Below are 11,388 nucleotides of genomic sequence, written 5' to 3'. Positions count from 1 at the left end.
CGCTGGACATCCCGGATTCGGTGCTGGCCCAATTGGGTAACCGGGTGCAACATGCCTTACGCGCATTTACACCGCGCGACCAAAAAGCCGTCAAGGCCACGGCGCAAACCATGCGGCAAAAGCCCGGGCTGGACATCGAAGCCGCCATCACCGAGCTGGCCGTGGGCGAAGCGCTGGTCAGCCTGCTGGACGAAAAAGGCCGCCCCAGCATCACCGAACGCGTGTTTGTGCTGCCGCCCGGAAGCCAGCTCGGCCCCATCACGCCAGAGCAGCGCCATGCCCTGATCGGCAATTCGCTGGTGGCAGGCGTGTACGAAAAGCTGGTAGACCGCGAATCGGCCTACGAAAAGCTCAAAGGCCGTACCGAAACCACTGCCACCAACGCAGCGGCACCCGCCACCCCACCCAGCCTGCCCGGCATGGCCCCACCCGCCGCAGAGACCAGCGCACTGGGCGGGGTGATGGGCGGTTTGAACGACATTCTGTTTGGCACTACCGGCCCACGCGGCGGCAAGCACGACGGCCTGGCCCAGACCATGATGAAGTCCGCCGTGCGCACCATGGGCACCAAGGTCGGGCAAGAGATATTGCGCGGCGTGCTGGGCGGCATCTTTGGCGGCAAGCGCTAAATCCCCGTTGCGGCAGATTTATAACAAATCAGCCTCCAGCTCAGGTGGTGCCTGCGCTGGCAGCTATTTATTAAGTAGCAATGCGCATCAAACCCGCACGGTACACGCCACCAAGCGTGCGACCAGCGGGCGCACAAAAATCACGCAGACAAAGGCCACCGGCATGGCCAGCGCATACGCCTCCAGCACCTGCGCCAGGTAGCGGGGGCCCAGGCCGCTGTTGGCGGCCACAATCACCGCGCACATCAGCAGCGCCATGATGCCAGCCATGTAGAAAGCAAACACATAGGGTGTCAGCGGCCGCGGCAATTTCCAGGAAGTTCGGGCGGTGGCAGAGGAAGGTAGTGGCATAAAAGTGCGATCCGTTTGGGGTTGAAAGTGTCTGAACTTTAGGCCGCCTGCTGACGCATACCACCCGGTCGCAGGCGCTGACGGCGGCGGGCCAAGCCTACTTTGCGCGCGTCAACACCATCTTGGGGGCGTTGGCATCGGCACGTTCCGAGGTGACGGCCCTGCAAGGTGCAGTGCAAGGGCCGCTCAAGGTGTCGAGCAGCATGGCCTTTGGTCGGCACGTAGTCGCGCCGCTGGTGCCCGCTTTCATGGCGCGTTACCCGCAGGTCCAGGTGGAGCTGCTGATGACCGACCGCAATGTGGACCACCTCAAAGAAGACGTGGACGTGGGCATACGCTACCGCCAAGTGCTGGAGCCCGGCTTGGTGGCGCGGCGTATTGCCACCGCCCCCATGGTGTTTTGCGCATCCCCCGCCTACCTGCAACAGCATGGCAACCCGACCACCCCCGAAGCCCTGGCCGAACACGCCTGCCTGGCTTTTCGCATGCCGCTGGATGGCCGGGTGATGCAGTGGCCGTTTTTGCGCGACGGCACGCGGTTTGCCCCGGCGATCCAGGTGGCCGCCGTGTGCAACGACATCGATACCCTGGCCGCGCTGGCAATTGCCGGTGCCGGCATCACCCGGCTGGGCAGCTTCATCGCTAACCCGCTGATCGCCACCGGGCAACTCGAGCCCTTGTTTCTACCCGGCAGCGGCCGTGCCCGCACCCGTGCCGATCCCGAACCGCTGGAATATTTTGTGTGCTTCCGCGACCGCGAACATCTGCCCACGGCAGTGCGGGCCTTTGTGGACTTCATCGCCGACGCACTGCAAGACCATCCGTTGCTGCGCGTGCCGACCTGGCCGTTGGCTTAGGACCGCTTTACAAAGGCTTTGCGGCAGCCACACCGGCACCCAAAGGCGGCCACCCAGAATGCGGCGTGTCAACCTTCACCGCTCTGGATATGTTTGCCATGCATCTCAACTTTTTCTCGTCCGTCAGCGACCTGCCGGAATACGGCTTTTGGCTGCTGATCGCTTTTTCCATCCTGGCGCCGGTGGGCGTATTCACCACCCTGTTGGTGCGGCGCGTCATCTCGCGCCCGGCGGTGCTGGTGTTTGGCATCGTGCTGATTCTGCTGGCCGGGCTGGATGTAGTGCTGCTGCAAAAACTCAACAGCTGGGCCACCGTGGTACCGCATCCGCGAGAAGACCACTTTTTTGCATCCGAAGTGTCCCTGGCCTTGTATCTGCTGCCGGTGGTGCTGGCGGGGATTGGGGTCAACCTGGTGTCGCATGTTTTGATACACCGCCTGGGCGAGGCCGAGCGCCGCTTTGACAAGTCCCACAAGAATCCCGAATGAATCCCGAACGAATCGCTGATAAGAGGCCGTTGCGCATGCAAAATGCATAGCATGTACGGAATGTGTTGCCCCTTTTGAGGACTCTTATGCCCGCTGATACCGCTACCACCACTGGCTCCATGGCTCCCGCGCAAACCAGCCACATCCGCCTCACCTCGCATGCCAGCGGCTACGGCGCACTACCGATCCGCTGGGCCGCAGCCACCGCCGCCGAGCGCGGCCCCGTGGTCGGCACCACCACCAAGCGCAGCCACCGCAATGTGATCGGCACGCACAGCGGCAGCTACAGCATTTACCGCGCGCTGGCCGTGGCCTCGGGCGGCCTGTCGCCCAAGCACAAAGCCGACCTGACCAACACCATGCCCACCGACATCATCGGCCCCTACCCGCAGTGGAGCGAGCCGGGCCGGATCGTCGCCATGGACCCCTGGGGCGCCACGATTGCCGATGTGTTTGCGGCCGAGCTGGCGGCCGGCTACGACATCCGCCCCACCATTGCTGTAACCCAAGCCCATGTGATCCTGCCCGAGGTGATTGAGGCGCTGCAGTCCGGCCGCCTGAAGGCCGACGGCAAATTCCTCACCGCCAGCGGCGCGGCCATGGTCACCAAGGTGGCGGTGGAACCCGTGTGGTACCTGCCCGAAGTGGCCAAGCGCTTCAACTGCACCGAGGCCGAGCTGCGCCGCGTGCTGTTCGAGGAAACCGGCGGCATGTACCCCGAACTGGTCACCCGCAGCGACCTGGAGGTGTTTTTGCCGCCCATTGGCGGGCTCACCGCCTACATCTTCGGCAACCCGCGCGACCTGGCGAATCCCGAGGTAGAACTCACCGCCCGCGTGCACGACGAGTGCAACGGCTCGGACGTGTTCGGCTCCGACATCTGTACCTGCCGCCCCTACCTCACGCACGCCATCGAGGAATGCATCCAGGGCGCGCAGCGTGGCGGCGTGGGCCTGGTGAGCTACTTCCGCAAGGAAGGCCGGGCTTTAGGCGAAGTCACCAAATTTTTGGTTTACAACGCCCGCAAACGCCAAGTCGGTGGCGACACCGCCGACCAGTATTTCAACCGCACCGAGTGCGTGGCCGGGGTGCAAGACATGCGCTTCCAGGAACTCATGCCCGACGTGCTGAACTGGCTGGGTATCACCAAAATCCACCGCCTGGTGTCGATGAGCAACATGAAATACGACGCCATCACCCGCGCCGGTATCGAGGTGGTGCAGCGGGTGAATATTCCCGACCACATGATCCCGGCCGATGCGCAGGTGGAAATGGACGCGAAAATGGCGGCGGGTTACTTCACCCCCGGTGCCGTACCCAATGCCGAAGAACTTAAAAAGGCCAAAGGCCGTGGATTGACTGAATGACTATGGATTTGATAGCTACCCGTGCAGATGCAATAAGCGCTAGCACCCTATTACGCTCTACAAAAGCGGTGCGTACGCGGGCCCAGGGCTTGCTGGCACGCGCCCGTGCAGGCGGGTCGGCGTACTTCACGGTGGTAGATGCCGCGCTGGCCCCCACCGCGCAGCTGGTGGCCGAAGTCACCCGCAAAAATTACCCCAGCCTGGACATCCCGTACCACAGCCGCTGGCGGCATTTTGAGGCGGGCGGCGTGAACCGCACCGACCAGATGACCGAAGAGCTGGGCAAGGTGTCGGTGGCCAAGCGGGCCCGGGCGCAGATCGACCTGGCCATCGTCAGCGTGCTGCTGGACGCGGGCGCGGGCCCGGACTGGAGCTACACCGACCCGCGCACCGGGCAAAAGCTCAGCCGCTCTGAAGGCCTGGGTGTGGCCAGCTTCAACGCCTTCACCAAGGGCCTGTTTTCCAGCAAACCCACCCAACCCTGCCAGGCCGACGCGCTGGGTTTGCAGGCCCTGACCTCGCGCCAATTGGGCGATGCCTTCCAGGTCGGCGTAGAAAACCCGCTGGTCGGGCTGGAAGGCCGCGCCGCCTTGCTGCGCCGCCTGGGCGAAGTCATCGCCGCGCAGCCCGACGTGTTTGGCGGTGCGGGCGGGCTGTGCCGCCCGGGGCGCTTGTTCGACTACCTGGTGCCCACCAATGCCGAAGAACCCACGGTGGCGGCGCACGACATTCTTGGGGCACTGTTAAGCACGCTGTCGCCCATCTGGCCTGCACAGAATGCTATTAAAACTGACGATGGCGGTGAAATCGCTCTGGGCGACTGCTGGCGGCACAGCGCCGTGCCCGGCGAGGGCGCATCTGCCGGCTGGATGCCCTTCCACAAGCTGTCGCAGTGGCTCACCTATTCGCTGCTGGAGCCGCTGGAATGGGCAGACGTGACCGTCACCGGGCGGGACGCGCTGACCGGCCTGCCCGAGTACCGCAATGGCGGCCTGCTGCTGGACGGCGGCGTGCTGGTATTGAAAAACCCGGCGCTAGCCACCCAGGCGCAGACGGCAGGCGACGAATGCATTGTCGAATGGCGGGCCCTCACCGTCGCCCTGCTGGACGAGCTGGCCCCGCTGGTCCGCGCCGAGCTGGGCCTCACAGCCGCACAAATGCCCCTGGCCTGCGTGTTGGAGGGCGGCACCTGGGCGGCAGGCCGGGTACTGGCCCAGCGCTTGCGTGGTGGCACACCACCGATGAACATCACCAGCGATGGCACCGTGTTTTAACTTTGAGAACAAGCAAATGAGCAACGTACACCTGATCAACCACCCGCTGGTGCAACACAAGCTGACCTTGATGCGCCGCAAGGATGCCAGCACCAACACCTTCCGCCGCCTGCTCAACGAACTGTCGTCGCTGATGGCCTACGAGGTCACGCGCGACATGGCGATGCAAGACGTAGAGATCGAAACCCCGCTGGAGACCATGACCGCCAAGGTGATTGACGGCAAGAAGCTGGTGTTTGTGTCCATCCTGCGCGCGGGCAACGGCATTTTGGAGGGCATGCTTAGCGTGGTGCCGGGCGCACGTGTCGGCCATGTGGGCCTGTACCGCGACCCCAAGACGCTGACAGCCGTAGAGTACTACTTCAAGATGCCCAAGGACATGCATGAACGCGATGTGGTCATCGTCGACCCGATGCTGGCCACTGGCAACTCGGCCATTGCGGCGGTGGAGCGGCTCAAGGAGCTGAACCCGAAGTCGATCAAGTTTGTGTGCCTGCTGACCTGCCCCGAAGGCGTGGCCGCTCTGCAAGCAGCGCACCCCGATGTAGCGATTTATACCGCCGCCATCGACCGCCAACTCAACAGCCATGGCTACATCGTGCCCGGCTTGGGCGATGCGGGCGACCGTATCTTCGGCACCCAGTAATCGGACAAGGACTTACCTAAGTCCTTCTGCTTACGTGTTTAGACGATAACCGTAAGGTCCGTCGAGTTCACCAGGCTGGAACCGGCACGTGGCCATTCGACCAGCACGCCCTTGTCGGTCTGCGCCAACACGTAGCCATCGGTGCGCTCAATGCTGCCGCGGCGAACCAGGTTCACGCGTTCGCCGGGGGCAAACTGGATCTGTGCGACGGCGAACAGGGATTTGATGAAATAAAGTGCTTGCATGGTGAAACTCCAAAAAAGGGGTAGGCGCTGTGCCTGAAACTAAAAAATTGAAACTGACCACCCGCCACGTTTACGGTCACAGCGCTCTCCTTCCAGAACACCGCAGAACTGGCTCTGCCAGGCTGCTGGTGTTGCCCCCAGCAAGGGGGTTGGCGAAAGAAGCGAAGCTCTGTAGCCTGGGGGTGTGCCTAGCCTATTGCGATTGCAGCCAATGGCGTTCGCGGGATTCCAGATCGGCGAATGACTGGGATTTGCCGAGGTAGTTGTCTACACCGCGCTGGTCTTGCTGGTCCAGATGGCGGCCCAGTGCGTTAGCGGCATTGCGCGCGGAGAACCAAAATAAAAAGAGAATTTGCATAGCCATAGTGTCCTGAGATAAAAGCGTGCCCTGCTTTTAGGGTATACCCTAGTATCGCACAACGAGGGTGCGCCAGTGCACGAAAAAATGCACATTAGCGACTGTTGTTTGGTATAAGACACGGTTTTGCATCATATTGGTGCAAACCTAAAACACCAGCGCACCATGGGCCACCCAGGCCCAGGTGCCACGAATTGGTAGCCACATCGGCCTCCAGCGCATATTCCACGAGCGCTGGCAGCTATTTATTCAGTAGCATTCACCACAGCTGCTCCAGCCGCCCCGCCACCAGCCGCAGGCCGCGGGTGGCCATGGCCTTGGCTTCGGCTGCGTCGTGGGTTACCAACACCGTGGCCATACCGGCGTCGAAGATGCGCTGGCGGAATTCGGCCTGCAGGTCCAGGCGCAGCGCGGCATCCAGGGCGGAAAACGGCTCGTCCAGCAGCAGCGCACGCGGCGCGGTGATGAGGGCGCGGGCCAGGGCCACGCGCTGCTGTTCGCCGCCCGACAGCGTCCACACGCGGTGGCGGGCGTGGCTGGACAGGCCAAAGCGCTCCAACAAGGCCTCGGCGCGCTGGCGGGCCTGAGCCTTGGCGACACGCTGCTCGACCAAGCCAAAGGCTACGTTGTCCCGTACGTCCAGGTGCGGGAACAGCGCAAAGTCCTGGAACATCAGCGCAAATCCGCGCCGCTCGGGGGGCTGGCGGCTGATGTCTTTGCTGTCGAACCAGACGCTGCCCGCCTCGGCCGCCTCCAGCCCGGCAGCAATTTTCAGCAAAGTGCTTTTGCCGCTCCCCGAGGGGCCAAGCAGCGCGACGATCTCGCCCTCTGCCACTTGCAGGCTCAAGTCGTCAGCCAGCAGGCGCGGGCCGTAGTGTTTGGTGATATTTCGAAGTTCAAGCATGGGGAGATTCCGCCCGGCGCGGGCCTTCGATCAACGCAAACGCGGCCAGCGCCAACGCCATCAGCACACAGGCCAGCACCAGCGCCGCGTCGCCATTGGCCGCGCCGGGGCGCCCCAGGCGCGCGTAAATTAGCGTGGTCAGCGTGGCCCATTCAGGGCGGGATAAAAACAAGGTCACGGCGAATTCACCCAGCGCGGTAGCCGCCGCGAAAGCCATGCCCCGGCGCAACGCCGGTGCCACCATGGGCAACGTGACGCGCCAGAACACACGCCAAGGGTTGGCCCCCAGGCTGCGGGCGGCCTGGGGCAGGTGTTCGGGCACGCTGTCGAGTGCAGCAGCCAGCGACTTGGCCACGAAGGGATAGGCCAGCACAGCATAGGCACACAGCAGCAGTGGCAGGCTGGCGGTCCACTGCGGGTACAGCAGCAGCAGGCCAAAGGCCACGGTGATGGGCGACACCACAAACGGCAAAAACGCGGCAGCACGCATCGCCACCGAGCTTTGCGCGGCCAGCGCGTGCAACACGCCCAGCACGGTGGCCAGCAACAGCGCGGTGGCCGAAAAGCGCAGGGTATTCCACAGCGCGGCCAGGGTTTCTGCGTCGGCCACCAGCGCCCAGGTGTCCCAGCCCGCATGCGCGGCCCGCCACACAATCGCCACCAGCGGCGCGGCGCAGAAAAAGGCCAGCACCGCCAACGCCGCCGCAACACCCAGCCAGTGCGCCGGGCGGCAGGGGCGCTGGCGGGCGATGGGCTGCACGCGGGTGGGCGTGGCCAGGCGCTTTTCGATCAGCGCGTAACCCCAGGCCACCGCGCCCGTCAGCAGCAGCATCCACAGCGCCAACAGACTGGCCGGGGCGAGTTGCAGTTCATGCGCGACCAGGGTGTAGATCTCGACCTCGACCGTGGCGTAACGCTGACCGCCCAGCACCAGCGCCAGGCCAAACCCGGCAAAGCAGTACAAAAACACCAGGCACAGGCTGGAGGCCAGCCAGGGCAAGATCGCCGGCCATTCCACCCGCCAAAATGCCCGCCACGGGCTAGCACCCAGCGTGCGTGCGGCGGCCACGCGCGGTGCGTTGACGTGCTCCAGCGCGTCCACCCCGGCGCGCACCACCACGCAGAGGTTGAAAAACAAATTGCCGTACAGCAGCAACCAGGGCGTGTCTTGCAGTTGCAGACCCGCAAAGAAACCGCGCGGCCCGAACAGCGCCAGCACGCCCAGCGCCGCCACCAGCGTGGGCACCACAAACGGCAGCATCAGCAGGCGCAGCACTAGGCCACGGCCCGCAAACTCCCAGCGCGCCAGCACCCAGGCCACCGGCAGGCCCAGCAGCAGTGCGGAAATGCAGGTAGCAGCCGCTTGCAGCACCGACCACAGCACCCGCCAGCGCAGATACGGGTCGGTCCATAGCGCCCATGGAGATGTGGGGGTTGAGGTCGCCAAGTCGCCCCACCAGGCCTCCCACGCCAATCGCAGCACCGGGGCCACCAGCAGTACGGCCAGGCTGAGCAGGGGGATGAGCGCGAGCCACGGGCGGCGGGAAACCATAGTGCTACAAACTTACTAGCTGCCCGCGCAGGTAGAACCTGCGCTGGAGGCTGTTTTTATATAAATTTCTAACAGGGCCTGGCGGTTACTTCAACACCACCTGCGTCCAGCGCGCCACCCAGCCCGTGCCTTTGTCGGCAATCGTCTCGGCGGGTAGGCTGTCAAAAGCGGTGGGTTCGACGGCGTGCTTCATCACGTCGGCCAGCGGGGTATGGGCTTCGATGGGGTACATCCACATGCTGGTTTGCAATGCCTCTTGGACACCGCCGGAACGCATGAAGCGGATGAATTTGCCCGCGGCCTCGCGCTGGCCGCCACCAGCCACCAGGGCCACACCCTCGACCTGGCGGAACACCCCGCCCTTGAGGAACAGGTTGCCAGTGGGCGATTCGGTGATTTTTTCCTTGCTGTAGAAAACCTCGGCCGCTGGGCTGCTGGCGTAGCTGACGACCAGCGGGCGGCTGCCGCCGTTGCGGCTGAATTCGGTGTAGTAGGCCTCGGTCCAGCCCTTCACCGCCTTCACGCCGTTGCCGCGCATACGGGCCCACCAGTCAAAGGCTTTTTCTTCGCCCATGCCTGCAATGGTGGCCAGCAAAAAGGCGTAGCCCGGGCTGGAGGTGGCGGGGTTGGGGACGACCAACAGGTTGCGGTAGGCAGGCAGAGTCAAGTCTTCCAGGCTTTTGGGCAGCGCCAGGCCACTTTTGGCGAAGGCGGCCTTGTCAAAGTTGAGGTTGACGAAGCCATAGTCCACCGGCACCACATTCGCGCCGATCTGGGCGGTGGCCGAACCCTGGCTGTATTGCAGGGGCTCCAGCACCTTGGCGGCCTGGGCCTTGGCGACCAGGGCGTTGTCCAGGCCAAACACCAGGTCGGCGATGGGCTGGGCACGGGTGAGGATGAGCTTGTTCAGCATCTCGCCCGCATCGCCCGCCTTGATCAGACTGAGCTTGACGCCGGACTCGGCCTCGAACTGGGCCAGCAGGGGTTTGGGTAGCGAGAACGAGCTGTGCACCAGCACCCGCAGCGGGGTGTCTTCGGCCAACGCCGGAAGGGAGACGAGTGCGGCCAGCGCGGTGGCGGCCAGGGTAAACGTACGACGGTGCAGCATGTGTGCCTTTCAATGCGCCAGCGGCGGACGCATGAAAAGGCCCTCACTGATGACCCCATCACGCTCCCTACGCTGGCATGACCCAGATCAGGTATGGGGTATTTCTCAGTCTGTTTTTTGGTCCAGACACCCCCGGTGAAGGATGGGATTGTAGTGGTTGGCCAGCAGCGGAAAGTTCTCCCTGCCAACACTGGATAAACGTGTGGATAACCCCGATAAGCACTTGTATAGGGAAGCTAAGTATTTGATTTATATCAACAAAGCTTAGGCCGCTTAAAATTTAGGCACTATACCCCAGGCACTTTGCGAGATATGCGGCTCTTGACCGCGCCCAGCAAGATGATGGCACCCGGAATCAAAATCATGGCCCAGATAATTTTGTCCAGATGCTGCTTGACCCAGGGGAAATTACCAAAAAAGTAACCAATGGTGACGATGCCCACCACCCACAGCAGGCCGCCCAGCACGTCAAAGAACGCGAACTTGGCGCGGTTCATTTGTGCCACCCCGGCCACAAAAGGCGCAAAGGTGCGCACAAAGGGCATGAAGCGTGCGGCCACCAGGGTCACGCCGCCGTAGCGTTCATAAAACGCATGGGCTTGGTTGAAAGCCTGCTTGTTGAAGAGTTTCGAGTTTTCCCACTGGAACACCTTGGGGCCAAAAAACCGGCCAATCGCGTAGTTGCACTGGTTGCCCAGGATGGCCGCCGCTACCAGCAGGCCCACGGCAATCGGGTACGACATCAGCCCCACGCCGCACATGGCGCCCACCACAAACAGCATTGAATCACCGGGCAAAAACGGCATCACCACCACCCCGGTCTCCACGAAGATGATCAAAAACAGCAGCGCATAGACCCAGGGGCCGTAGCTGACCACAAAGGCCTCCAGGTGCTTGTCAAGGTGCAGAATGAAATCGAGAAGTTGCATGAGAATGTCCATAGGGCGCGATTATCGGGGGTGTCTGCTGTCATCATGTGACATTGCCGCCAAAGGGCTTACCCCGGTCCGCACCCATCTACCCGAGTCGAAACATGAGCATCCTTTGCCCCGCCTGCAAAACCGAGAACGCCAGTGATGCGACCGTCTGCACCCACTGTGCCGCCGCCCTGCCCCCTGCCCCGCCCATTTCCCAACGCATGTCCCTGCTGGAGCAAGCCATGGCGAAACCTGCCGCCATGCCTTTCGCCAAGCCAGTAGCTGCACCCGTGGTGTCGCCGCCTGCAGCCCCGGTGCCCGCACCTGCACCTGCACCCGCACCCGCGCCCGCGCCCGCGCCCGTTCCAGTGCTAGCCCCGAAACCAGCACCGACACCGGCACCCGTAATGCCATCTACGCCGGCACCCGTCCGCAAACCCAAACCCCAACCCGCACCCGCTCCGGCCGCAGCCAAACCCGCGTACACCATGCCGCCCCTGCCCCCACAGCCACGACCCCGCCGCCGCAGCCGCGCGCCCTGGATGCTGGCCGCGGTGCTATTTCTGGCCCTATTGGGCGCACTGGCTTACGAACAATTACAAATCCGCGGCCTATCCCTCTCTGCCCTGCTCTCTGCCCTGCTCTCTTCCCTGTTCACTGCCCGCCCTTGATGGAGACCGAAGCCCGCTATG

Annotated in this window: 14 protein-coding genes and 1 riboswitch; of the genes, 7 read left to right on the top strand and 7 right to left on the bottom strand. The window is 63.4% G+C overall.

Features of this window, described 5'->3' with window-relative positions:
• Positions 1-629, top strand: a 629-nt coding sequence (locus tag ABI213_RS00740; protein WP_348025679.1) for a helicase HerA-like domain-containing protein, incomplete at its 5' end; no start/stop codon positions are given.
• A gap of 87 nt (positions 630-716) precedes the next feature.
• On the opposite strand, the gene ABI213_RS00735 is transcribed toward ABI213_RS00740, so the two are convergent.
• Positions 717-980, bottom strand: a complete 264-nt coding sequence (locus ABI213_RS00735) for a DUF2798 domain-containing protein (protein WP_348006992.1) — start codon at positions 978-980, stop codon at positions 717-719.
• Positions 981-1,111: 131 nt separating this feature from the next.
• Between ABI213_RS00735 and ABI213_RS00730 the strand changes: the two genes are divergently transcribed.
• The 5 genes from ABI213_RS00730 to upp all read left to right on the top strand — a co-directional run bounded on the left by ABI213_RS00730 (position 1,112) and on the right by upp (position 5,612).
• Entirely contained in the window at positions 1,112-1,837 is a 726-nt protein-coding gene (locus tag ABI213_RS00730; RefSeq protein ID WP_348006991.1) for a substrate binding domain-containing protein, read from the top strand.
• Positions 1,838-1,935: 98 nt separating this feature from the next.
• The gene (locus ABI213_RS00725; RefSeq protein WP_348006990.1) at positions 1,936-2,325 is read left to right on the top strand and encodes a hypothetical protein; all 390 of its coding nucleotides are present in this window, start codon (positions 1,936-1,938) and stop codon (positions 2,323-2,325) included.
• 86 nt (positions 2,326-2,411) lie between these two features.
• Positions 2,412-3,692, top strand: coding sequence for a GTP cyclohydrolase II (locus tag ABI213_RS00720; RefSeq protein WP_348025677.1), 1,281 nt, complete (start codon positions 2,412-2,414; stop codon positions 3,690-3,692).
• On the top strand, positions 3,689-4,966 hold the full coding sequence (locus ABI213_RS00715) for a URC4/urg3 family protein (protein ID WP_348025675.1): 1,278 nt from the start codon (positions 3,689-3,691) through the stop codon (positions 4,964-4,966). Before ABI213_RS00720 ends, ABI213_RS00715 begins: the two co-directional genes overlap by 4 nt.
• A 16-nt stretch (positions 4,967-4,982) precedes the next feature.
• On the top strand, positions 4,983-5,612 hold the full coding sequence (gene upp / locus ABI213_RS00710) for a uracil phosphoribosyltransferase (protein ID WP_348006798.1): 630 nt from the start codon (positions 4,983-4,985) through the stop codon (positions 5,610-5,612).
• 38 nt (positions 5,613-5,650) lie between these two features.
• Here upp and ABI213_RS00705 read toward each other — a convergent pair whose 3' ends face one another.
• The 6 genes from ABI213_RS00705 to ABI213_RS00680 all read right to left on the bottom strand — a co-directional run bounded on the left by ABI213_RS00705 (position 5,651) and on the right by ABI213_RS00680 (position 10,720).
• On the bottom strand, positions 5,651-5,857 hold the full coding sequence (locus ABI213_RS00705) for a hypothetical protein (protein WP_315184959.1): 207 nt from the start codon (positions 5,855-5,857) through the stop codon (positions 5,651-5,653).
• 193 nt (positions 5,858-6,050) lie between these two features.
• Positions 6,051-6,215: a hypothetical protein gene (locus ABI213_RS00700; protein ID WP_348006799.1), complete on the bottom strand. Its 165-nt coding sequence runs from the start codon at positions 6,213-6,215 to the stop codon at positions 6,051-6,053.
• 259 nt (positions 6,216-6,474) lie between these two features.
• Positions 6,475-7,119, bottom strand: coding sequence for an ABC transporter ATP-binding protein (locus ABI213_RS00695; protein ID WP_348006800.1), 645 nt, complete (start codon positions 7,117-7,119; stop codon positions 6,475-6,477).
• On the bottom strand, positions 7,112-8,671 hold the full coding sequence (locus ABI213_RS00690) for an iron ABC transporter permease (protein ID WP_348006801.1): 1,560 nt from the start codon (positions 8,669-8,671) through the stop codon (positions 7,112-7,114). Before ABI213_RS00690 ends, ABI213_RS00695 begins: the two co-directional genes overlap by 8 nt.
• Positions 8,672-8,756: 85 nt before the next feature.
• Positions 8,757-9,779: a thiamine ABC transporter substrate-binding protein gene (locus tag ABI213_RS00685; protein ID WP_348007307.1), complete on the bottom strand. Its 1,023-nt coding sequence runs from the start codon at positions 9,777-9,779 to the stop codon at positions 8,757-8,759.
• A 46-nt stretch (positions 9,780-9,825) separates the two neighbouring features.
• Positions 9,826-9,923: riboswitch (TPP riboswitch) on the bottom strand.
• A gap of 143 nt (positions 9,924-10,066) precedes the next feature.
• Complete coding sequence (locus tag ABI213_RS00680) at positions 10,067-10,720, bottom strand: VTT domain-containing protein (protein WP_348007308.1); 654 nt, start codon at positions 10,718-10,720, stop codon at positions 10,067-10,069.
• A gap of 92 nt (positions 10,721-10,812) precedes the next feature.
• On the opposite strand from ABI213_RS00680, the gene ABI213_RS00675 reads away from it, so the two are divergent.
• On the top strand, positions 10,813-11,367 hold the full coding sequence (locus ABI213_RS00675) for a hypothetical protein (protein ID WP_348025674.1): 555 nt from the start codon (positions 10,813-10,815) through the stop codon (positions 11,365-11,367).
• The last annotated feature ends 21 nt before the right edge of the window (positions 11,368-11,388 follow it).

This window comes from Rhodoferax sp. (assembly GCF_039922535.1).
Taxonomy (GTDB): domain Bacteria; phylum Pseudomonadota; class Gammaproteobacteria; order Burkholderiales; family Burkholderiaceae_C; genus Rhodoferax_B.
Note: the sequence above shows the minus strand (reverse complement) of the source record. Positions and strands in the feature narration are given on the sequence as shown.

Coding starts and splice junctions, on each gene's coding strand:
- ABI213_RS00735 (WP_348006992.1), bottom strand. CDS start 980: ATGCCACTACCTTCCTCTGCCACCGCCCGAACTTCCTGGAAATTGCCG.
- ABI213_RS00725 (WP_348006990.1), top strand. CDS start 1,936: ATGCATCTCAACTTTTTCTCGTCCGTCAGCGACCTGCCGGAATACGGC.
- ABI213_RS00720 (WP_348025677.1), top strand. CDS start 2,412: ATGCCCGCTGATACCGCTACCACCACTGGCTCCATGGCTCCCGCGCAA.
- ABI213_RS00715 (WP_348025675.1), top strand. CDS start 3,689: ATGACTATGGATTTGATAGCTACCCGTGCAGATGCAATAAGCGCTAGC.
- upp (WP_348006798.1), top strand. CDS start 4,983: ATGAGCAACGTACACCTGATCAACCACCCGCTGGTGCAACACAAGCTG.
- ABI213_RS00705 (WP_315184959.1), bottom strand. CDS start 5,857: ATGCAAGCACTTTATTTCATCAAATCCCTGTTCGCCGTCGCACAGATC.
- ABI213_RS00700 (WP_348006799.1), bottom strand. CDS start 6,215: ATGCAAATTCTCTTTTTATTTTGGTTCTCCGCGCGCAATGCCGCTAAC.
- ABI213_RS00695 (WP_348006800.1), bottom strand. CDS start 7,119: ATGCTTGAACTTCGAAATATCACCAAACACTACGGCCCGCGCCTGCTG.
- ABI213_RS00690 (WP_348006801.1), bottom strand. CDS start 8,671: ATGGTTTCCCGCCGCCCGTGGCTCGCGCTCATCCCCCTGCTCAGCCTG.
- ABI213_RS00685 (WP_348007307.1), bottom strand. CDS start 9,779: ATGCTGCACCGTCGTACGTTTACCCTGGCCGCCACCGCGCTGGCCGCA.
- ABI213_RS00680 (WP_348007308.1), bottom strand. CDS start 10,720: ATGGACATTCTCATGCAACTTCTCGATTTCATTCTGCACCTTGACAAG.
- ABI213_RS00675 (WP_348025674.1), top strand. CDS start 10,813: ATGAGCATCCTTTGCCCCGCCTGCAAAACCGAGAACGCCAGTGATGCG.